Genomic DNA, 22,764 nt, shown 5'->3' on the forward strand with positions numbered 1-22,764 from the left:
TGGTTAATTGATAATAGTCTCAATAAAGCGGTAGATTAGTGGGCTAAATGCCCAGCAGATAGCCGCCACGATGTAGCCAAATCTTATAAGACATTGGCTACAGCTTTTTATTGGGTTTTTATTGACAGTGCAAGGTCACATTTGTAATGATTCCTTTGGGATATAGAATTATGGGTGTATCACAGTCTAGATGCAGTTGCTCTGGGAGTCAGGGATAAAATTCAGGGCGATAGACTGTGAACCGAGAGTCCCCACGTCAGTTTGTAATATTCGGTGTTGTATGTAGACTCTAGTATCTATACTCTGGTAATGCTGGCGATATTGTTGATTAGGAATACTTAAGGTGTTATAAATTAACCTGTTCTCAGTGTTTGTGTTGCCGTAGCGGGACGCAGTAGCTTCCAAACTACACTTTGAAGTGCGGAATGTGGGATACCAAACAATCCCTATCTACTAGTTAGCACTACCATCTTGATTGGAATTATGGTTCCGATCCATATTGTGCTGGGTTTTTTTACCAAGACTATCAGAGTCCAAAATTAATAACTGATAGCGCTGCGCGCAGGGAACAGGGAACAGGGAACAGGGAACAGAAATATGTCTTAAGTGTTCAGTTTTTTCGGGAAAATTTGTCTGGAAATAATTTTAAGCTTTTTTAAGTTGAGAGTATTCACAAAGTATTCACTAACTATTGTTAGAACTTTATAAATCCAGTAACTGATCAATTTTTACTAAATATCCGGATTTAGAGTCTTGAAGGTGTAGTTAATAATTAGTTATTAAACTAAAAATTACCAAGTTTTGATGATTTCAAACAATCCAATAATTACTTTGGAAAAAAAAATATATTTCTACCCTAGGTTAGGGGATTTAATTAATGCCATCGACGTAATATCTATAGGGAATCAAGGGTAACGAATCCAAGAATACTAGTTAGTTGGTAAACACACTATTCCTAAAAATATAGGTAATTACGTAATGACTATGCTAATTTGTCAGAAGCAATGATTAAAAATATTGCTTAGCAATCATTTTAGGCATTGATAATCGATTGATATTAAAAAAATAATTATCAAAATATCAGAGCTATAAACAGTATTAATTTGAATTAATTAAAATTAATACAAGTTAAGCATACCAGATACCTAAGAGCATTTTTTTATGTTCCATAAAATCAAAAAAATGTGTACCTCACCTATTTGATAAATGCTATATAGCGTTGAGCATACTTATGAAGTACAGTCAATTTTATTATCCCTAGTCGCTACTCCCTAATCCCGAGTCCCGAGTCCCGAGTCCCGACTCCCGAGTCCCGACTCCCGAGTCCCGAGTCCCGACTCCCGACTCCCGACTCCCGACTCCCTAAAACCCAGGACTAAAGTACCTAAAGCAATTGATAAAATCTATAAACTATAACCCATAAATTACTGACTCTCAAACAGTTTTACTTCTTATTAATTAAAGTGACCAAGAAACTAATTTTAACTATTTTCTATCAGTTCAATCCTTGGCATAGCAGCATTGGTGGGATTCAGACCGTCATCCGCTCCTTTATCAAATATGCTCCCAGTGAGTTCGAGGTGCGGTTGGTGGGAACAGGAGACCTGGCTTCAGTTTCCGGTATATGGCAAGAAGGAGAAGTAGCGGGTCGAGCCATTCAATTTATGCCCCTGTTTCCTTTGGAAGATGACAATGTTAGGGGCTTGATACCGACGACGGTGAAGTATACGACTGCCCTGTTCGGTCGTTGCTTGGCATCGGATTTTATGCATTTTCATCGCATCGAACCCAGCTTAGCAGCCCTGAATTGGTCTGGAGAGAAGACGCTGTTTGTACACAATGACATTGCCAAGCAGATGAATCCTGCAACGGCTAATAATGGCATTCTTTGGCAGCGTTTTTCCGCAAGCTATTTTGCCATGGAACGCTTACTGGTGAAGCAATTTAGCCAAATTTTTTCCTGCAATACTGAATCAGCTAAGTTTTATCAACAGCGTTATCCAGCGATCGCAAATCGTGTTGCTTACCTGAAAAACACTGTTGATGACGAGGTGTTCTATCCCCTAGACCCAAAGCAACGAGCACAGGGACGCAAAGCTCTGGCACAGGAGCATAATTTGTCTGAACAGACCCGTTTTATCCTTTTCGCCGGTCGTCTGCATCCTCAGAAAGACCCGATGTTACTGATACGGGCGATGGCAACTTTATATATTGCCAATGTTCACTTACTGATTGCTGGGGATGGGGAGTTAAAGGATGAACTCCGTGGTGAAATTTCCTTTCTTGGGTTGTCTAACCGAGTGACTATGCTTGGAGCAGTAGGTCAGGAAAAACTAGCAGACTTATACCGTGTCTGTAGTGTCTTTGTTTTGACTAGCGTTTACGAAGGACTGCCCTTGACTGTCCTTGAGGCTCTCGCCTGTGGGACACCTGTAGTGACTACGAATTGTGGTGAAACCCCCAAATTTCTCGGTGCTGACAGTGGGATTGTTTGCAAAGAGCGTACTGCCGTTGCGATCGCAGATGCTTTGGGTAAGGTCTTGCACCATCCAGAGAATTATTCAGCCTCCTCCTGTGTGCGCACGGCTCAACCCTATAGTGCTCGCACAGTTGTCAGCAGTGTTTATGAGCAAATGCTCAACCGTGCTCACCAACGGTCTGCCTAATCTCTGTCTAATCCGCTGCCTTTAATCAAGATAGAGCAGTCAAACTTACATAGTAAGCATATGCGCTACAGATGGTGCTACTTGAGGTGCTATCAGCTATCAGCTATTAGCGTGTCGCGTATCAGCCAAAGGCCTGTGGCCACGCTACACTGAACAGTTTATGCCCATAGCGCACGCTACACCGAACAGCTTTTGAATAAAATAAGCTGACGGCTGACGGCTGACGGCTGAATGCTTACCTTACATACTCAGGGTGTCATCACCACTTCATTAGTCTGCCGAAGAGTATTGTAAAAGAGAAAACTAGAACTCATGAAAATTGCTGTAATTGGAGCCAAAGGAGTACCTGTTAAGCAAGGTGGCATTGAACGTTACTGCACAGAACTCTATCCCAGAATCGTTGCCCAGGGTCATTCGGTAGATCTATTTGCACGGTCGTCCTACACCGAGTCTACCGGTTTTTCATCCTCTGACTACAAAGGTGTTCGAGTAATCTCTCTACCCTCGATACAATTCAGAGGAATAGATGCTTTGGCTAATGCTGCCCTGGCAGCGATTATCTCCAGTGGCAAACGCTACGACATCATTCATTTCCATGCCCTAGGTCCAGCTGTGTTCTCCTGGCTCTCCAGAATTGCCTCTTCTGCAAAAATTGTGGTTACCTGTCAGGGATTGGACTGGCAACGAGCCAAGTGGGGGAAATGGTCGAGTGGGTTAATTCGTTTGGGGGAGAGGAACGCGGTCTACTCTGCCCATGAGTTAGTGGTAGTGTCACAAGCACTCCAAAATTACTTTCTCAACACCTATAGCAAGAATACAGTCAATATTCCCAATGCTCCAGGGATTTACCCAGAGTCAGACCCCAAATTTTCCTATGGTAAATTCCTAGGTCTAAACCCGGGGCGTTACATTCTGTTCTTGGGCAGGCTTGTACCGGAAAAACGACCTGATCTACTGATCAAAGCTTTCCAACGGCTCAAATCTAACGGTTGGAAACTGGTGATTGCTGGTGGTGATAGTGACACTCATAACTACATCGCCAACCTACATGACTTGGCAGGCACAAATCAAGACGTGTTATTCGTTGGTGAACTCTATGGAAGTCGCTTAGCCGAGATTGTTCGGGGCGCAGGGTTGTTTGTTCTGCCTTCGGATTTAGAAGGATTACCGCTGGTGATGCTAGAGGCAATGCAGGAAGGGATTCCAGTGCTCGCTAGTGATATCCCTCCCCATCAGCAATTGATTGGTGAACAACGAGGTCTACTGTTCCAAGCAGGAAACGTAGACTCTTGTGTCCAAGCTCTAGAGAGGGCGATCCGCCAACCTCAAGAGTTAGCGGACATGGCCAAGAAGGCACAAGACCATGTAGCCACTTACTATAACTGGGACAAAATTACTGCTGATAACTTAAGACTGTATCAAAAACTCTGTGCGTCCTCTGATCCCAAATTCAGTGTCACGCTCCCCTTTTTCAAGAACCAGTAAAACCACAGAGTTTCGTCAACGTTATGGACACCAGCCTTTCATCACTACCATTAGCCTTAAAGCGGCGGCTTTTGCCAGCCCTTGTTACCTTTACATCCGTAATTGGTGGAGCGATTGCCTATTTGGTTGTTACCCCACCAGTGTACCAAGTGAAAGCACGGCTGATGCTGGACAATAAAAAGGTGAGTGTATCTGAGTTGGGTGACAACCTCAGCCAAGTCCCTGCTAATACACCCGGTGGAGCTGACCCAATCGCAACTCAAGCAGAACTAGTGGGGTCAGAACGGCTTCTTCAGGGAGCACTTGACGAGATTGCTCTACTCGGCAGTTCACAAGAAGGACTGACCATAGACACACTCCGTGAGGATTTAAAGGTAAAAATTGTGCCTGCTACCAATATTCTTGAGCTGAGCTATCAGGGTCAAAATCCAGAATTGGTAACCACGGTGCTCAATGCTGTCGCCAACGCAATGGTTACTGAAAGTGCTGAAGGGATTCGTTCAGAAGCTAGAGCTGTGCGGGAATTTTTGGAGAAAGAAGTACCATTACGGCGTTTGGAGGTAGCAGCAGCAGAAGCAGCGTTAAACAAATTTAAACAGACCACTGGTTTAGTTTCTCCGGAGGAACAAACACAACTCTTAGTCAGGAGTTTAGCTACTTTAGAAGACCAAGAACGTGCTGTGTCTATTCAACTCCAAGATGCTAAAACCCGTAGCCAAGAACTCCAGACCATAACCAGTCTGAATAATACTCAGAATGCTTACATCGCTGGACGCATTGGTCAAGATCAAGAACTCCAAGCCTTACGAGCTCAGCTAGTAGAGTTGGATCGGGAGTTAGCCAAAATGCGATCGCGTCTAACTGATCAAAATCCAGCGATGATATCACTGGTTCAGGAGCGGTATGAACTCCTTACCCTCTACAATCAAAAACTTTCTCGTCTGTTACCGACTAATCAGTCCAATAATCAAATTATTGCCCCTGGTGATGTGGCCTCTGATCAGTTGAGCCAGGACTTTACCTCTAGATTTATTTTAGCTCAAACAGAACGGTCGGCACTGGAACAAAAGCTCTACCTGGTGCAGACTGAGCGCATTAAACTCCAGAATCGTCTTGGTCAAATACCAGTTCTACGGCAACCCTTTGCTAGCTTAGTTCGCCGACAAGAAGAAGCAATTGCCTCTCTTAAACTCCTCCAAAACAAACTGGAAGAAGCACGGATTGCAGAAGCCCAACTAGTTAGCAATATTCAAATTATTGAGCGGGCAAAACTTCCTTCATCACCCCAGGAACCCAATCCAAAAGTGGTGCTGGTGATAGCTACTGCTGCTGGAATTGCCCTAGCTGTCGGTATGGTGCTGCTGCTGGAGGTAATGGATAATACCCTACACGATGCCTCGGAAGCGGAGGCACTCCTGAAGCTGCCTAGGCTGGGGGTATTACCGAAGATACCTGCTCAGGCACTCAGTCTTGAGCAACCGAACCGATTCTTGGAAGATATGAGGTTAATGGAGCCTTACCGCCTGCTCCTGACAACCATGGAGTTGCGTGCTCAGAAGACCTTACAGCTGATTGTGGTCAGCAGTGCTGTTTCCGGAGAAGGTAAGTCAGTGGTAGCTTCCCACTTGGGTGCGGTTTCAGTAAGATTTTCCCGGCGGACATTGATTATTGATGCCGACTGGCGTCACCCAATGCAGCACAATTTGTTTGGCTTATCCCCTCAGCCAAAGGTTACAGATGTAATTGACAGCAATCAAACCTGGCTGTCGGCAGTGCAACCCACAGCCATCCCCAACCTTTCAATTTTGACCTGTAGTGACCTGCCCTCTGGTCCGGCTACCTTCCTACAGTCACAGGTGATCAAGTCTATTTTGGCAGCAGCCGCAGATCATTATGACCTAGTGATTGTAGACACGCCACCAGTTAGTAGTTTTCCTGATGCCCATACCTTGAGTCGGTATAGTGATGGGTTAGTGATGGTCACACGTCCCAACTTTACCCAGAAAGATATCCTACTACAGACAGTATCGGAATTGAACGATAGTAGCACTCCCATACTGGGGTTTGTTGTCAATGGCATAAGCGATCGGACTCAACAGTACTATTCCGATTCCTTCTATAGTTACCAGCCTCAATCTCAATCCAGGCAGACCCATGGCAACGAAGCCAGTAACAATTGTGCTGTTGTATCCAAGGGGGTTGATCATGCAGATTCATAACCCCTGGCATCGTTCCTCTGCTCTGACCTTTTGGCTAGGACTGGCAGGTGTGCCGATTGGTCTAGCTGTTGGCTTACTCGCAGGTACTCAGCCGAGTTTGCTTGGTTTAGGGTTGGTTGCAGTAGCGGTGGTGGTCTACTTCTTTGCCCGGTTTGAGCAAGCGGTACTGGGACTATTGATCTTGCGTAGCTGTCTCGATCCGTTTTCTGATCAACAGGTACCAGCAGCTTTTGCTATCGGACTCGACGGCTTGACTTTGCTTTATGTGACAGTGATGTTACTGAGGGGGCAAACTGTACGCACTGATAAGTTTTGGTGGTTCTTTGCTGGTTGGGTGATGCTACAAGGCTTGTGGGTGATACTTTTGCCTCTGGGAGGGCTGGGGCTAGATGCTTCGTTTTTGCTAGAAAGCATCCGTGAGTGGATACGTCTATTTTCTTGGCTGATGGTCTACTTGCTGGTAATGCAACTCAAGGACAGGCTTCCACCTAAGCAAGTTGTCTATGGGCTGTTTTGGGCTCTGCTCTTACCAGTTACAGTAGCGTTGCTCCAGATGTTTGTACCTTCGGTTTTACCTCCCATGTTTGCTGCTGATGGAGGTTATTCCGAAACACTAGATGAAGTATCTCGAATCAAAGGGACTATTGGTCACCCTAATGGCTTTGTAACCTGGTTATTGCTGTTCATGGGTCTGACCTATTGGAGGCTAACCCAGTCAAAGCCACGCTGGATCTGGATGCTATTGCTGGGTTTACTTAGCCTTGTGTATGTGAGTACTAAGGCTCTATTTGGTTTGATGATGCTTGGTACCTTTATTGTGGTTTTAATCGCCCCTAGATTGAGCATAGTGAACCTAATCGGTGGCATAGTCCTATTTGTCGGAATTATAGTTTTGTTTGGTAGTACGGAGTTTGGTCAAGAACGTCTCGGCTCAATCACTGAAACACCCTTAGGCAATCCAGACATCGATATTTGGCGTGCCATCCTCCTCTCCAAGGGAGACCATAACAGTTTCAATTGGCGAATTGCTCAGTGGCATTACCTACTACAGCAATGGCAACATTTTCCTATTCTCGGTTACGGTCTCGGAATTAGTGCTGATGTTAGTACCAATGGGCTGTATCCCCACAATGATTACATTCGAGCGCTGGTAGAAGGAGGAATCCTAGGACTGGTAACTTGGTTGGTCTTCCTCGGAGTTCAGGTTGGGCGTCTTGTTCAATTATTTCGACAGGCATCTCCTGGCAGTGGACAACGAAATCTGTGTTTAGCCATGTTGGCGGTTCTTCTGGCTGTACCTGTGGGGATGATTACCGAAAATATCTGGAGTCATACCACTCTCTTTTTCTACTGGTATACCTTGTTGGCAGTGGTGGGTTGGAATTGGGATGATCTGCCGCCTTCAGAAAGTCACGCACCGGTTAGTCCTCCTGCACGGCTTACACCTTTTTGATCAGGGTAACTCTAGCTTTTATAGGAGTGACGCGAATTATTTCACTCACGAAATAGTTGAGACTTTAACCAATAGCAATACAACACCATGACTAATCAAAACATCATAAATAATGCTGAAATTAACTTATCATCAAGTACTCAAGACTTGCTTTGCTGTCCCTGTTGCTTGTCTAGTTTAGAATCAATAAAAAATCAGTTGAGATGTACAAATTTTCAATGCAATACTTTTTATCCTGTTGTTCAGGATAAACCAATTTTGATCAATGAATCATCTAGTATATTTAAGATTAAAAACTTTCTAAATCCCGAAAATGCTGATCTTAACCCAAAACCAAAATTAGAAAGAATTGCCATCAATTTGATTCCTAGCATTATCCTGAATTTGAAAGGTAAGAGGAATTACAAAAAATTCACAGAACTTCTGCTCAAGCAGACTGATAGTCCTAAAGTACTGATAATTGGAGGTAGTGTGATTGGTCAAGGTATGGAAGAGCTGTTATCAGTACCTGCCATTGAAATTATCGAAAGTGATGTTGCTTATGATTCCCGTATAGCAGTAATTTTTGACTCCCACAATATTCCTTTTAAAGACAATTCATTTGATGGAGTCATAATCCAAGCTGTCCTTGAACATGTTGTAGATCCATCCCGTTGTGTTGAAGAAATTCATCGAGTGCTCAAAAAAGATGGTTTAGTTTATTCAGAAACTCCGTTTATGCAACAAGTACACCTAGGAAGATATGATTTTACTCGCTTCACTCACTTAGGACATCGTCGTTTATTCCGCAAATTTGAAGAAATTTGTAGTGGTGCTGTCTGTGGACCAGGAATGGCATTAGCCTGGTCATATCAATACTTTCTTTTAAGTTTTGTTAAGACACCTATGGCAAGAAGTTTGATTAAGGTTATTGCCAGACTGACATCTTTTTGGTTGAAATATTTCGACTACTATCTAATTGATAAATCGGGGACATTTGATTCGGCATCAGGTTTTTACTTTATGGGCAAAAAGAGTGAAAAAATTCTTGACGACACAGAACTAATAACTCTCTACAGAGGAACACAAGCCAGTTCTTTCTAACTAGCTTCGCTACGCGGAAGTTTGAAGTATGAAGTTAGTTAATATCCAATAGTTTTCCTGATGGATACTGGTTATTTTTTTTGTAGCTATGCAATAGTATTTGGGTGCATTTCAAAGTTTTAATTTTATAAATTAGTGAAATATACTAGGATTTAAATATTATTTTATAATGCCAAAAATAATGAATAATATCAGTAATTATTTACTACAAGATTGGCAAGTTAATTACTATGAGTCTAACTTGAAGGCTCGGTTCATTTTATTGATGTTTCGTTCAACACATTTGCTTGGTAAATTACCTGCACCTTTTTCATTTTTATCGATTTTTTATCGTTTACTTTACCAAGTATTAGTAGAATGTATATTAGGAATTGAATTGCCTTGGGATACTCAGATTGGAGCTAATACTAAGCTTTTGCATGGCATAGGTTTGGTGGTAAATCATGAAACTGTTATTGGCGCAAATTGTACCTTAAGACACTCAACCACTATTGGAAATAAACAATTACCAGATGGTTCCTATAGCGGTTGCCCAAAAATTGGCAATAATGTAGATATCGGCTCCAATGTGGTGATTATTGGTGCGATTACCATTGGAGATAATGCTGTAATTGGTGCTGGTTCTGTAGTTGTAAAGGATGTTCCTGAGAGTTCTGTAGTTGTAGGAAACCCGGCAAGAGTTATTCGTAAACTTTGTAAAAAAAAAGTTAATTTATAAAAAATAGTATCAGTATTAAATAACTAAAGTATCGCTAATTTTTAAGCATAATATCTAGAGCAATAGCTATGGTTATGCCAAGCTCAACTTAGCTTGGAAATCTCTGCAGAAGGTTAATAGTGATTACCGACAGGCAAACCATTATCGTCAGCAAGCCCTTCTACACTATCCTAAGCTGCGCTTCTCTCTAGACTTTATCCGTTTGAGTTTTGCGATCGCACTGAGGCAGTTCTTCCGATCTCAGAGCTACAGCAGATTGCTAGAGGTAGATTACAGTCTGCGTCGGCGTCTATCAAGTGTTGCTCGATAGCTACCCATCTCCCCTTTCTCCTGCTCCTGATTATGCTATTCAAATCTAGGAAATTCAGTCGGAAATTCAGATGGTATGTAGTAATAGTTCTGGTGCTGGTAACGATAACTATCAGTATCGGTTTAGCTAACTATTTTAAACCGAAGCAATCTATTACTGCTAATACCACTACTTCTGCCGCTAATGCCAACACTCCTACCACTCGTGACCCCTGGTTATGGCCTTTTTCTCAGGACTCAATCTGGAACATGCCCATCGGCAGTAATGCTGAGTATAAACCAGCTAATTTGCCGCGATCGGCTCGCTCCACTATAGATGTCGATCTTTTATTTATTATTCCTGCTAGTAGTCCACTGCGACCGTTGTATGACCCTGATAGTTGGACTAAGCGTTGTAGCGGAACTACAACCTATGAAAACTTATCTATCCCCATTCCTGATGATTTAATTGTTCCTGATGCCATTAACACTCTCGTTAGGTATTCCACTCCCAATAATGCTGCCGCCTTGCTACAGCCTGACGGTCGTACTATCATCCAGCTAGAACCAATGGCTCGCTGTCAAAACGGTGGTCCGGTATATGGCTATCACTGGCCGAAAAAAGATTTGGATCTATACAGTCAAGGTATTGCCGGAGGTCATCTTGGTTCTGGATTGTCCTCTTTAGGAGGAGCAATACGCAAGGGAGAATTAATTGGTAGCGAACCGATTCGTCATGTTTTAAAACTAGAGCTTTGGGAAAAATATATCTATTACAATCCCCAAAGTTCTACACCAGGATACCGTTGGCCTGCAGATAGGGCAGATTCAGCTGCTCCAAAGATATATAAAGGTGAAGACCCTCAACTGGTAATGGGTTCTCTGTTAGCAATTCCGCCGGAGGTAAGTGAAAAGAGCCTAGGTCTAACTACCCCAGCAGGGAAAAAGCTGTTTCATGCTCTCCAAGACTACGGTGCTTATCAAGTAGATGTCACAGGTAGAGACGCTTATGCTTTAGCAGCAGAACAGGGGGTTGAAGAAGAATTTAAAGCCACCTACGGTTACGGTTTAACGGCTAGAGCGCCCACTAATAATCCCTTTTACCAAGACTTTATGAAGCTTGTTCAAGCCTTACATATTGTTACTAACAATGGACCAGACACTGTCGGGGGAGGTGGTCAACTTAGAGAACCTTTAGCTCCAACCTTAGCTAAAACCGCAGACTCAAACAGTGACTAAAAAACTAGCTAGTACGGTTAGACGCCTATTGATTTCCATCTTAGGCGATGGTAAGTTCCATGCTGACTCACACCAACCACGAGTGCGTTTCCGTAGTTTAGTTTGCAATATGAGTCGGTGCTACCCAGTTTTCAGATTAATTCATAGCAGTCTCCTAAAGAAGACTTTGTCTTTAGGCAACTACGGTCATGCCGATGAAGTTTTACTAGCAATACTAGCTCTGTTGGGACGGTTCTATGACATTCCTGAATACCTGTTGTTTTACAGCAGACATCCGAAACAATCAGTGCAGGTGTACAGCAAGAATGGTGAGAATGATGACTATGAGTACCCTCAATGGTGGTACCCGGCAAACCAAGAAAAGATTATGTTTCCAAGATGGAAAATATTTAGTGAGTATTGCCGCGCCATATCCCAGGCTCAAGTAAGCTGATCTGACCGATTTGGCTGCTACTTTGATGCTCTAAATTACCTGAGAGGGAGTTGGATCTATTTGGTCAAAGAAGTGATTAGACCAGTAAGTCAATTTTGCCATCTTGAATAAAACTATCCTTGACTAGATAAAACTTACAGTACAGACCACCCAATGCTAATTAATAAGTTCAAGCAACTATCATCGGGCGAATTTATTCGCAATGCTGGTTGGATGGGAATAGCAGAGCTAGTCAATCGTCTCTCCCGTCTAGCTACAACAGTTACTTTAGCTCGTATGTTTACTCCTCAAGATTACGGACTGGTATCTGCTATTTATACCACCTTTGAATTTGGCAATGTTCTAATCCTCAGAGCTGGTACAGAATCCAAAATTATTCAGGCTAGTGAACAAGAGCTAGAAGCTGTATGCAATACATCCTACTGGCTTAATTGGATTTTTGGTGGTTTGATGTTTGTTATCCAATGTATTGCTGCCTTTCCCATTGCTAAATTTTATGGCAATAACCAAATAATTTTGCCCATAATCACTATCGCATTGATCTACCTAATGATGCCATTGTTTATAGTTCAATCTGCAATGATTAGGCGAGATAATCGACTAAAAGTTACAGCTTTTGCTAATGCCTGCCAGGCGATAATCGGCAATATCATAACTGTAATATTAGCTATATTAGGCATGGGAGTATGGGCTGCAGTTTGGGCAATGGTTTTATCGACTCCGGTGCATATTTTGATTAATTACCGACATCATCCTTGGCGAGCACCTACATCCTTAAAGCTTCATAATTGGCAGTCAGTCCTTAGTTTCAGCTGCAAAATCCTTGGGGTTGAGTTACTCGAAAAGGTTAGGTCAAATCTCGACTACTTACTCGTTGGTGGCTTTCTAGGTGTTGAGGCACTGGGACTATATTTCTTTGCCTTCAATGCTGGCTTGGGAATTAGCCAAAATGTCATCAAATTATTTACTTCCTCTGTATTTCCTTATCTTTGTGCAGTCAGAGAAAATTTAACCCAACTTAAGAACCGGTATTTTAGTAGTCTGAAAACCACTGCTATCATTGTATTGCCCCTCATTCTGCTCCAGGCAAGTCTAGCTCCCCTCTACGTACCAATTGTTTTTGGACAGAAGTGGGTAGTGGCAATTCCAATTTTGATACTTATTTGTCTTTCGGCTCTGCCCCTTGCTCTTACTAATACTACAACTGAGCTCCTCAATGCTGTCGGTAAAACTAAGCTAAATCTTTATTGGAATTTGATTTATACTGTAATCTTTTCTAGTTGCTTACTCCTAGCTGTTAACTGGGGAATTGTTTGGGTGGCTCGTGCAGTACTCATTTGTCAATTGCTGACGCCTATTTTCACTATTTGGGCTATTAGATATGTCTTTAAATAAAAACTATATAACTTAAAGATTAATCTTAAATATTGCTCCGGTAGAGGTTGAAGCTCCACTAAGGTTATATAGCGCTACGCGCAAGTCATAAGTCATAATTCAGAAGTAAGCTATGATTAAGTTTCGGAGTTTATGAATGTCATAACTTGAAGGCTTAGTGCTATATATAGCGTTAATTTATATATTTAAAATATCCTATAATAGCCTATCAAAATACTTAGCATATTCACAATTGATAACCAGTAATAATTCAGGAAAAATTTTATAATGTCAAAATCTAAACAATTAAAACTTATACAAGTTTTTCGTGGAATAGCTGCATTACTCGTAGTACTTGTTCATGGCGATCTCATATTTAATCAAAATCTAAATCGAGATTTTTTATTTGATATATTTGCTTTTGGGGGTTCTGGAGTAGATTTTTTTTTCGTTTTGAGTGGATTTATTATCTTTTATATTCATAAAAAAGATATTCAAAACCCTTCCAGGCTTAAATCTTTTGTTCTGAAAAGACTTGTTAGGATATACCCAATTTACTGGGTAGTATTAACAGGCAAATTAATAGCATCATTTATGTTTGATTATTCGAGTACGCATCAAGGTAATTTTGGTGAAATAATAAAAGCCTTTATTCTTTTTCCTCAAGACAGGGAAATACTTTCTTCAAGTTTTATTGGAGTTAGTTGGACATTAACTTTTGAAGTATTTTTTTATATTTTATTTAGTTTTTTGATATGGGTTAAACCCAAACTATTGGTGCCATCAATTACCGTTTGGATATTAGCAACATTATTAACATTTTTTGGCTTCATAAGCTTTCCTGAAGATCAGGCTACTATCCAGCTTGTTTTTAATGAACTTAATTTGGAATTTATTCTGGGCTGCTTAGCTGCTTATATTTTATCTAGACATAAAATTAATCATGGTTTATACTTGATTTGTTTAGGGTGTTTCTTATATACTATATCTGCCATCAATACCAATTACGGTCTTGTGAGCGTTTCAGATGTTATTGCCTTCGGTATACCTTCAACAATACTTATAATTGGCTCAGTATCTCTAGAATTAAGCAAAAATATTGACGTTAATCCCCTTCTTATGATTTTAGGAGACGCATCTTATTCTATTTATTTAATACACGGTTTTGTCATGAATAATTCAACGAAAATATTAGTAAATAATCTTGGACTAAAGATATTCCTTGCCAATTCAATAACCTTAAGTATATTTGCTATTTTTAATGCAGTTATAGCTGTAGCAGTAGGGTGTATTGTATATTTTTATATTGAAAAGCCCATTATTTCAAGGTTGAGACCACTCCTAGTGAAGAATTAAATAAACTATCCAATTTTAAAGAGGTTGATTTTGACCACATCAACTGTTTTTATCCTTACTTTATGGAAACTATGCCTCCAAAGCGATTTGGGTCTCCTTTAGAGCCTCAAATGCCCACGAAAACTAAACGCTCCTACAAAGTTGCCATAGTCCATCCCAGTGCAGGAGTCAACTGGAGTGGTGGCACCGAAAACTTTGCGATCGAGCTTACTCACCATCTAAGCCCGTATTTCGAGGTGGAATTGTTAGCAGGGGCTCCCTGTAGTCCTTTTTACTATCCTGCTGGTGGCATCCCTCGTACAAAAGCTCGTCAGATCTTACGTAATCCTCTGGTTAACTCAGTGTTCAGGAGCGTCTCTACTCACCCTGATATGGTCATTGAACACTTGAGTAGTTTTATTCCCTGTGCAATGCGACTGCTAAGGAAGCCAGCCGACTTAATCTTTCCTTGCAATGACTATGGCGGTTTGGCCATGGCAGCTTTTGTAAGAGCACTGATTGGCACACCCATTCTGTTTAAAGCACACACTGGTTTGACTGGCGGTGGACAATCACTGGCGCGAAGCCTGCGATTTTGTCCCAATCATCTGGTAGTTTTCTCTGAGACCATGGCTGACTTTGTTGATAAACAGCGTCCTAATCAGCCTGTCACAATCATTCCCAACGGCGTAAATATGGATCGATTCAAGCCAGAGGGAAATCAGATCGACCTAGGTTTGAACAAGCCAATTGTCTTGTGTGTTGCTTCTTTAAACCGTAACGATCACAAACGGGTTGAACTGGCAATTCGAGCGATCGCAAAGCTTCCCTATGGGAGTCTTCTGATTTGTGGCAATGGACCAGACCGTGAATATTTTCAAACTCTGGGTGAGCAATTGCTGGGAGCAAATCGCTTTGCCATACAGACCTTTCCCTTCAATCAAATGCCTGAGGTTTATCGGTATGGGAATCTATTTACCCTCCCTTCTATCGATGAACCATTTGCCAATGCTTACCTGCAAGCAATGTCTAGCGGCTTAGGAGTTGTTACTACTGATGATGAGATTCGTCGCTATATGATTGGCGATGCTGGTATTGTTTGTGATGTCACCAATCCAGATGTTTATGCTGGAGCAATCGCACAGGCTTTGAGCAAAGATTGGAAAACTAAGGCTAGAAAGAATGGGATGCGTTTTAGCTGGGACATGGTTGCTCTACGCTATCGTGATTTAATTATGCAAATGATTAGTCAGTCTAGTCTTGACTAGATTAAATAGTTAAATATTTGCTACTTTTTCCAAAATATTATGAGCATAATTTTCCAGTTTAATGTTGCATTTAACCACAATTAATCTGTCCTATTATTGTTTCGAGTTAATATTAACTTTAGCAAAATAGTTTGATTAAATAACTTGATTAATGAACTTGACTATGCCAAAAGTTACTGTTGTTATTCCAGCATATAATGGGATGGAATACCTCCCGAAAACAGTGGAGAGTGTTTTAGCGCAAACCCTTGCTGACTTTGAGTTACTGATTATCAACGATGGTAGTTCAGACCACATTGTTGAATGGGCATCTCAAATAGCAGACCCCCGAGTCAAACTGATTTCCCAGGAAAATCAGGGGGTGTCTGTAGCACGAAATACAGGCATCGCCCAGGCTCAAGGAAAATATATAGCCTTCTTAGATGCAGATGATTTATGGAAGCCAACTAAACTTGAAAAACAGGTAAGCTGTTTAGAAGAATATCCAGAGGCAGGTCTAGTCTATACCTGGACCGCTCTAGTTGATCAACAAGGTAAACCCACAAACAGCATTATAGCTTTCCATCAACAAGGAAATGTCTGGGAGCAAATTCTGGTGGTTAACATGATTGGCAATGGCAGCTCAGCTATGGTTCGTCGGAGTTGCTTTGACACTGTCGGAATGTTCGACCCCAACTTATCCAGCGCTGCTGATCGAGATATGTGGATTCGGATTGCAGCTCACTATCTATTTGCGGTGGTCAAAGAACCCTTAACTCTTTGGCGACAGCATGCCAGTAGCATGTCTAAAAGGCGTGAGAAAATGATCCAGGATTCACGTCAGGCCATAGAAAAAAATTTCCAATCTGTTCCCTCTGATTTGTTGTACTTGCGTAACCGGAGTTATAGCTACTTAAATCTCTACCAGGCTTGGAATTCAGTAGATCAGGGAAACTACAAAGAAGCAATGCATTTCCGTAGACAAGCTTTTTTGCACTATCCACAAATGCGCTATTCACAGAGCTATATCCGCCTGAGTTTAGCAATTATGTTAATCCGCTGGTTTGGACCTCATGGCTACGACGGCGTGCGATCGCTTACCCAAGCCCTGCGTCAACTAGCGTTGGGTATTTCAACTTAATCTTTTCTGTAATCGAAGACGAATTGCTAAAACCTTGATAAGACAATAACACGCTAAATTATTCCCTGTTCCCTATTCCCTATTCTCTATTCCCTATTCCCTGCGCACAGCGCTTAGGATTAACAATAAAGCATGAATCAAATCAGAATATTATCGCCATTGCTTAAATTTTATCCTTGGGTTTTTCCATTAATTATTACCTTAGGCGTATTCTCTTCTTTGGCAGAAGGATTTAGTATTAGTTTATTTATTCCTCTTCTGGAAAGTTCTGGCAATCTAGGATCTCAAGCCTTCCAAAATAGCTTGATTTTAAATAATATTGAGCAACTCGTTATTAATTTTCCAAGCCAAGCTCGGATTTTTTTTATTGCTTTTTCTATCTTCATAATACTTTTTATAAAGAACTCCATTGTTTATATAAATAGTAGTTTAGTGTCTTGGCTTTACCTCAGGATTAACCATCGGTTGCGTTCCAGTGTTTTTAACCAGCTTCTGAAAGTCAGCTATTCTTTTTTAGAAAGGAATCAATCGGGAAAGTTACTTGACACACTTAGTGATCAAACCTGGCGGAGTTGTGAGGCTCTATCGCACTTTTTTAACCTGATAATTAATGTTTGCAGCATTTCTGTATTTGTAATTCTGTTACTGTTAATATCGTGGCAACTCACCCTTTTAGTTGCTGCTGGATTGGTACTCATTTCCCTGAGTATAAAGTTTGTGACACGCTCGGTAAATGACAGAGGTAAACAAGTTTTACAGGCTAATTCTGCCCTTGCTTGCCTGATGTTGGAAGGGTTTTCTGGAATGAAGGTGATTCGGGCTTTTGGCCATGAATCCTATGAGCAGAAGCGTTTTGATCTGGCATCAAAGCACTTAAGTAATACTTTGCTAAAGATTCAGCTTTTCGCTAAAGTTGTGAATCCCCTTTCTGAAGTCCTCTCTACAATTCTACTTCTATGCATTCTAGTTATTGCACTGCTTCAGAACCAAGCTACCCTACCGAGCTTACTAACGTTTCTATTTATGCTCTATCGTCTACAACCCCACGTGAAGCAGTTAGATAGTGCCCGTGTGGAACTTGCTGCGTTGACAAGTGCTGTAGAGGACGTCATGTATCTTTTGGATCCCTCTGATAAACCTTATATTCACTCTGGTAACACTCCTTTTAAAGGTCTCAGACAAGAAATCTCTTTTCAATCTGTTACCTTTCACTACAACCCCTCGGAAAAACCTGCACTTAAGAATATTTCAATTGCTATCCCACAAGGTAAAACCATTGCCTTAGTAGGTTCTTCAGGTGCGGGTAAATCGACAATTATTGGCTTAATTTACCGTTTTTATGACCCTACAGAGGGAGAGATTTATATAGATGGTTATCCCTTGCAACAGCTGAATCTAGCTGACTGGCGCAGCCGAATTGCCCTGGTTAGTCAGGAGATTCATATGTTTAGTACAACAGTACGGGAAAACATTGCCTATGGTCGGTTGGATGCTACAGAAGACGAAATTAGAACAGCAGCCAAACTTGCCCATGCCCATGAATTTATCAGTGAATTACCTGAAGGTTATGATACCAAGGTAGGAGACCGAGGAATTCGACTCTCAGGAGGTCAGCGACAGCGTATCGCCTTGGCTCGTGCTATCGTCCGCGACCCAGAAATTCTGATTCTCGATGAGGCAACTAATGCTCTCGATAGTGTTTCCGAGAACTTAATCCAAGAGGCGCTAAATAATCTTAGTCAAAATCGAACGGTGATTGTTATTGCCCATCGCCTATCCACCATTGAACAAGCTGATCAGATCTTGGTGTTGAAGCAGGGACAAGTCATCGAACATGGGAAGTTTCAGGATTTATTGAAGCTCAATGGATTCTTTGCTGAACTCTATCGCTTGCAAAATCGCCATGTCCACATTTGATAAAACTAAGTCAGCTCTCTATTTCCTATAGCGGTTTCTAGCCTAATGAGGTACACAAGTTTTTTTCCCTGTTCACTGTTTCCTATTCCCTCTTCCATCTTCCATCTTATCTGTTCCCTGTTCCCATATCCGCTGTTCCCTAAAACCAGGTACTCTGTACCTCACCAAAGTGAACACCGCTATAGATCATTAATGGGACATTGACTTGATTGGGATAAAACTAAGATGGATAAGAATAAGATCTGTCCTGAATTAATGAGTTTTTTTAGTAAAAAATATTATATTAATCGATAAATATTTTATAAATTAATGAGATGAATAGCAAACCATTAGTTTCTGGAATTACGATCTTCTTAAACGCTGAAAAGTTCATTGAAGAAGCCATAGAAAGTGTACTTGCGCAAACCTATGACCATTGGGAACTGCTGCTGGTAGACGACGGGTCCACCGATAACAGCACTGCCATTGCCCAACGGTATGTGGAAAAATATCCTGACCAGATACGTTATCTAGAACACCAAGATCACGAAAATCGCGGCATGAGTGCCTCCCGTAATTTGGGTATTCGTAATGCTAAAGGTAAGTACATTGCTTTCCTTGATGCTGATGATATCTGGCTACCCCAGAAACTGCAAAAACAGATAGGAATTTTGGAGTCTCATCCAGAGGCTGCTATGGTTTATGGAAATACTTTGTATTGGCACAGCTGGACTGGCCATTCTGAAGACAGTCAGCGGGACTACATGCCAGAACTGGGAGTTCAACTCAATACTCTGATTCAGCCACCAACCCTACTTAAATTCTTGATACAAGGTGGAGGCGCTGCCCCCTGTATCTGTAGCTTTCTGGTAAAACGGCAGATTGTCGAAGAGGTTGGTGGCTTTGAAGAGACATTCCGAGGTCTTTATGAAGATCAGGTCTTTTTATCCAAAATATTCCTGAAAACCCCTGTGTTTGTGGAAAGTGGATGTTGGGAAAAGTATCGTCAGCATAAACATTCTATTTGTTATACCTCCCAAGACACAAAAAAAGAATATACGGCTCGTAAGACTTTCTTGAATTGGTTAAAGGAATATCTGTCTAAAGGAAGCCTCAAAAATCCTGAACTTTGGTCTGCTCTACAAAAGGAGCTATGGCGATATAATCATCCAGCCTTGCACTATTGGACAAATCGTATTCGATATTTTGTAAAACCTATGAAAAAACAGTTGAAAGCACAATTGGAACCAATAGCAAAGCTAACATTGCCTGCCTCTACATACCGTTGGTTATACGATATATTCCATGGTCGTCTACCAGTAGGATCGGTAAATTTTGGCAGCCTGCGGCGGGTTACACCTATCAGTCGGGAATTTGGCTATGACCGTGGTCTCCCCATAGACCGCTACTACATAGAAAAATTCCTTGGTCACCGCAGTCAGGACATCCAAGGACGAGTATTGGAAATTGGCGAAAACACCTACACCTGTCGTTTCGGAGGAGACCAGGTCACAAAAAGCGATGTACTGCACGTCGTGGAAGGCAATCCCCAAGCCACCTTTGTGGGAGACTTAACCAACGCTGATCACATCCCGTCAGAGGCTTTCGACTGCGTCATCCTGACACAAACCCTACACCTAATCTACGACATGCGGACAGCTTTAGGCACACTCCACCGAATCCTTAAGCCTGGTGGAGTTTTGCTGGTCACTTTTCCGGGAATTAGCCAAATCGTTAAATGCGATTGGGGTGATGACTGGTGTTGGGCCTTGACCTCTCAATCAGCAGGCTTGCTATTTGAAGAACTATTTCCGAAAACAAACGTTCAAGTTGAAGCCCATGGCAATGTACTGGCAGCGATCGCATTTTTGCAGGGACTAGCCATGGAGGAGTTGAGCCAGAAAGAACTTGATTACCGAGACCGCGAGTATCAAGTCTTAATTACAGTCAGGGCAGTGAAAGGGGAGGTGACATCATGACTATAAGGGAGCTTGGCAGATGGCCTATTTCTCTATACCGCTGGCTACGAGAAATATGCCACGGTCGCCCACCAGTAGGATGGGTAAACCTTGGTAGCCTCGGACGAGTCAAGCCGATCAGCTCTGACTTCGGTCTAGACCGGGGTTTACCTATGGACCGATATTATATTGAGCATTTTCTTGGCCGTCATGCTCAGGATATTAAAGGACACGTACTAGAGATTAAGGAACCTCTCTACACTCACAAATTCGGTGGCGATCGCGTCACCCAGAGTGACGTGCTTCATGTGGAAGAGGGTAATCCCCAAGCCACGATTGTGGCAGATTTAACCAAGGCTGACCATCTACCATCCGACACCTTCGACTGCATTATCCTAACTCAAACCCTCCCATTCATCTACGATGTGCCAGCCGCCCTCAAAACCCTCCACCGCATTCTCAAACCCAGCGGTGTCCTACTGGCCACGGTTCCAGGCATCACCCAAATCAGCTGTGATGATATGAATCGCTGGGGTCAATACTGGAGTTTCACTACTCTCTCAACTCAGCGGCTTTTTAAAGAAGCCTTTGGAGAAACCCCAGTGCAAGTTGAAGCCCAAGGCAATGTATTGAGTGCGATCGCATTTCTGCACGGCTTGGTAACTGAGGAATTGCCCCAGGCACAACTCAACTATCACGACCCTAACTACCAGGTCTTAATTACGGCTAGAGTCGTCAAGGAGCTGAAACCATGAGCATAGGCAAGGTCAGTAGGAAATTGGAACAGACAGCCTGGCGGCTCAAAAATAAAATTTTGCCAGGTGTGCTGATCTTAATGTACCACCGTGTGGCTGAAGTAGATTCAGACCCTTGGTCTCTATGTGTAACCCCAGAGCATTTTGCTGAACATCTAGAGGTTTTACGAAAACATCACTACCCTCTGAGTCTACAGCAATTGACACAAACAATTCGCGATCACCAGACTATAAAGCGGTCAGTTGTTATCACTTTTGACGACGGCTATGCTGATAATTTTTACAATGCTAAACCATTGTTGAAACGCTATGACATTCCCGCAACAGTTTTTGTAACAACTGGAGGAATTGGCCATAGGCGTGAATTCTGGTGGGATGAACTAGATAGACTATTACTACAACCTGGTATATTACCGGAAATACTTCAGTTAAATATCAACGGCAGTACCTACACATGGGAATTAGGCGAAGCCGCCTATTACAGTCAGGCTGATTATCACTTTTATCGCCATTGGAGTGCTTCAGGTATAGAAGATCCCAGCCTTCGCCATACCCTCTATCGCTCCCTTTATGAACTGCTATATCCTTTATCTAGCCACAAGCGAGAAAAGGTGCTAGAGGCAATCAGGGTGTGGGCTAATGCTGAACCAATTGGTCGCTCGACCCATCGCTCTATGTCTCGTGAGGAACTGTTGGATCTCGAAGAAGGGGGACTGATTGAAGTCGGGGCTCACACAGTAACCCACCCATTTCTTTCTAAACTTCCAGTAGCTTTGCAGCAGGATGAAATCGAACAAAGCAAACACTATATTGAGGAAATCCTAGGGCATCCAGTTACCAGTTTTTCCTATCCCCATGGGGATTACACTGCTGACACTATCTCCATTGTCCAAGAAGCTGGATTTACCTGCGCCTGTTGTAGTGTTGTTGACCGGGTTCAGGAACATAGCAACTCTTTTCTGTTGCCTCGTGTTGAGGTTCAGGATTGGGACGGGAAAACCTTTGATCGTTGGTTGTCAAGATGGCTTTAATTATGAGTAACAAACCACTAGTTTCCACTATCATCATTTTCTTAAACCCTGAACCATTTATTCAAGAAACCATTGAGAGTGTTTTTGCTCAAACTTACGACAACTGGGAACTACTCCTGGTCGATGATGGTTCCACTGATGGTAGTACAGAAATAGCCTTGCAGTATGCTCGGAAATATCCGGAAAAGGTGCGCTATCTGGAACACGAGGGTCACCAAAATCGCGGCATGAGTGCCACCCGCAATCTGGGTATCCGCCATGCCAAAGGTGAATATATTGCTTTTTTAGATGCTGATGACATTTGGTTACCAAATACCTTGGCAGAGCAAGTTGTTCTCTTGAATGCTCATCCCGACGCTGCCATGGTCTACGGACCAATTCAATGGTGGTATAGCTGGACTGGAAATCCTGAAGACCAAGAACGGGATCACGTGGAAAAGGTA

At 42.2% G+C, this 22,764-nt stretch carries 17 protein-coding genes; all 17 read left to right on the forward strand.

Annotated features, from left to right (window positions below; genetic code table 11):
• The first annotated feature begins 1,463 nt into the window (after positions 1-1,463).
• Complete coding sequence (locus F6K20_RS03355; RefSeq protein WP_287293708.1) at positions 1,464-2,666, forward strand: glycosyltransferase family 4 protein; 1,203 nt, start codon at positions 1,464-1,466, stop codon at positions 2,664-2,666.
• Positions 2,667-2,978: 312 nt separating this feature from the next.
• On the forward strand, positions 2,979-4,151 hold the full coding sequence (locus F6K20_RS03360; RefSeq protein ID WP_287264857.1) for a glycosyltransferase family 4 protein: 1,173 nt from the start codon (positions 2,979-2,981) through the stop codon (positions 4,149-4,151).
• A 23-nt stretch (positions 4,152-4,174) separates the two neighbouring features.
• A complete protein-coding gene (locus tag F6K20_RS03365) occupies positions 4,175-6,370 on the forward strand; it encodes a GumC family protein (RefSeq protein WP_287293710.1) in 2,196 nt (731 codons plus the stop codon).
• Positions 6,357-7,823: an O-antigen ligase family protein gene (locus F6K20_RS03370; protein ID WP_071104775.1), complete on the forward strand. Its 1,467-nt coding sequence runs from the start codon at positions 6,357-6,359 to the stop codon at positions 7,821-7,823. The genes F6K20_RS03365 and F6K20_RS03370 overlap by 14 nt, the downstream gene beginning before the upstream one ends.
• A gap of 87 nt (positions 7,824-7,910) precedes the next feature.
• On the forward strand, positions 7,911-8,906 hold the full coding sequence (locus F6K20_RS03375) for a class I SAM-dependent methyltransferase (protein WP_287293716.1): 996 nt from the start codon (positions 7,911-7,913) through the stop codon (positions 8,904-8,906).
• A 181-nt stretch (positions 8,907-9,087) separates the two neighbouring features.
• Positions 9,088-9,624: a serine acetyltransferase gene (locus F6K20_RS03380; protein ID WP_008186691.1), complete on the forward strand. Its 537-nt coding sequence runs from the start codon at positions 9,088-9,090 to the stop codon at positions 9,622-9,624.
• Positions 9,625-10,026: 402 nt separating this feature from the next.
• Complete coding sequence (locus tag F6K20_RS03385) at positions 10,027-11,151, forward strand: hypothetical protein (protein ID WP_287249827.1); 1,125 nt, start codon at positions 10,027-10,029, stop codon at positions 11,149-11,151.
• Entirely contained in the window at positions 11,144-11,584 is a 441-nt protein-coding gene (locus F6K20_RS03390) for a hypothetical protein (RefSeq protein ID WP_287249828.1), read from the forward strand. Before F6K20_RS03385 ends, F6K20_RS03390 begins: the two co-directional genes overlap by 8 nt.
• Before the next feature lie 153 nt (positions 11,585-11,737).
• Positions 11,738-12,979, forward strand: a complete 1,242-nt coding sequence (locus F6K20_RS03395) for a lipopolysaccharide biosynthesis protein (protein ID WP_008186685.1) — start codon at positions 11,738-11,740, stop codon at positions 12,977-12,979.
• Between the two features lie 267 nt (positions 12,980-13,246).
• Entirely contained in the window at positions 13,247-14,314 is a 1,068-nt protein-coding gene (locus tag F6K20_RS03400) for an acyltransferase family protein (protein WP_008186684.1), read from the forward strand.
• A 71-nt stretch (positions 14,315-14,385) separates the two neighbouring features.
• A complete protein-coding gene (locus tag F6K20_RS03405) occupies positions 14,386-15,561 on the forward strand; it encodes a glycosyltransferase (RefSeq protein ID WP_287293719.1) in 1,176 nt (391 codons plus the stop codon).
• A gap of 163 nt (positions 15,562-15,724) precedes the next feature.
• A complete protein-coding gene (locus tag F6K20_RS03410) occupies positions 15,725-16,681 on the forward strand; it encodes a glycosyltransferase family 2 protein (protein WP_287249836.1) in 957 nt (318 codons plus the stop codon).
• Between the two features lie 132 nt (positions 16,682-16,813).
• Complete coding sequence (locus tag F6K20_RS03415; RefSeq protein WP_044493896.1) at positions 16,814-18,598, forward strand: ABC transporter ATP-binding protein; 1,785 nt, start codon at positions 16,814-16,816, stop codon at positions 18,596-18,598.
• A gap of 314 nt (positions 18,599-18,912) precedes the next feature.
• Entirely contained in the window at positions 18,913-20,556 is a 1,644-nt protein-coding gene (locus tag F6K20_RS03420; RefSeq protein WP_071104774.1) for a glycosyltransferase, read from the forward strand.
• Positions 20,553-21,290: a methyltransferase domain-containing protein gene (locus F6K20_RS03425; RefSeq protein WP_131827040.1), complete on the forward strand. Its 738-nt coding sequence runs from the start codon at positions 20,553-20,555 to the stop codon at positions 21,288-21,290. Before F6K20_RS03420 ends, F6K20_RS03425 begins: the two co-directional genes overlap by 4 nt.
• Positions 21,287-22,321 carry a polysaccharide deacetylase family protein gene (locus tag F6K20_RS03430; RefSeq protein WP_287293722.1) on the forward strand — a complete coding sequence of 345 codons (1,035 nt, stop codon included), beginning with the start codon at positions 21,287-21,289 and terminating at the stop codon, positions 22,319-22,321. Before F6K20_RS03425 ends, F6K20_RS03430 begins: the two co-directional genes overlap by 4 nt.
• 2 nt (positions 22,322-22,323) lie before the next feature.
• On the forward strand, positions 22,324-22,764 hold a 441-nt coding region (locus tag F6K20_RS03435), incomplete at its 3' end, for a glycosyltransferase family 2 protein (RefSeq protein ID WP_287293724.1).

The organism is Moorena sp. SIO2C4 (assembly GCF_010672485.1).
Classification (GTDB): Bacteria; Cyanobacteriota; Cyanobacteriia; order Cyanobacteriales; family Coleofasciculaceae; genus Moorena; species Moorena producens.

Bases quoted from the DNA above. Each gene is read 5' to 3' on its own strand.
- F6K20_RS03405 (WP_287293719.1), top strand. From the start codon at position 14,386: ATGCCTCCAAAGCGATTTGGGTCTCCTTTAGAGCCTCAAATGCCCACG.
- F6K20_RS03370 (WP_071104775.1), top strand. From the start codon at position 6,357: ATGCAGATTCATAACCCCTGGCATCGTTCCTCTGCTCTGACCTTTTGG.
- F6K20_RS03375 (WP_287293716.1), top strand. From the start codon at position 7,911: ATGACTAATCAAAACATCATAAATAATGCTGAAATTAACTTATCATCA.
- F6K20_RS03395 (WP_008186685.1), top strand. From the start codon at position 11,738: ATGCTAATTAATAAGTTCAAGCAACTATCATCGGGCGAATTTATTCGC.
- F6K20_RS03400 (WP_008186684.1), top strand. From the start codon at position 13,247: ATGTCAAAATCTAAACAATTAAAACTTATACAAGTTTTTCGTGGAATA.
- F6K20_RS03430 (WP_287293722.1), top strand. From the start codon at position 21,287: ATGAGCATAGGCAAGGTCAGTAGGAAATTGGAACAGACAGCCTGGCGG.
- F6K20_RS03425 (WP_131827040.1), top strand. From the start codon at position 20,553: ATGACTATAAGGGAGCTTGGCAGATGGCCTATTTCTCTATACCGCTGG.
- F6K20_RS03380 (WP_008186691.1), top strand. From the start codon at position 9,088: ATGAATAATATCAGTAATTATTTACTACAAGATTGGCAAGTTAATTAC.
- F6K20_RS03420 (WP_071104774.1), top strand. From the start codon at position 18,913: ATGAATAGCAAACCATTAGTTTCTGGAATTACGATCTTCTTAAACGCT.
- F6K20_RS03415 (WP_044493896.1), top strand. From the start codon at position 16,814: ATGAATCAAATCAGAATATTATCGCCATTGCTTAAATTTTATCCTTGG.
- F6K20_RS03365 (WP_287293710.1), top strand. From the start codon at position 4,175: ATGGACACCAGCCTTTCATCACTACCATTAGCCTTAAAGCGGCGGCTT.
- F6K20_RS03410 (WP_287249836.1), top strand. From the start codon at position 15,725: ATGCCAAAAGTTACTGTTGTTATTCCAGCATATAATGGGATGGAATAC.
- F6K20_RS03360 (WP_287264857.1), top strand. From the start codon at position 2,979: ATGAAAATTGCTGTAATTGGAGCCAAAGGAGTACCTGTTAAGCAAGGT.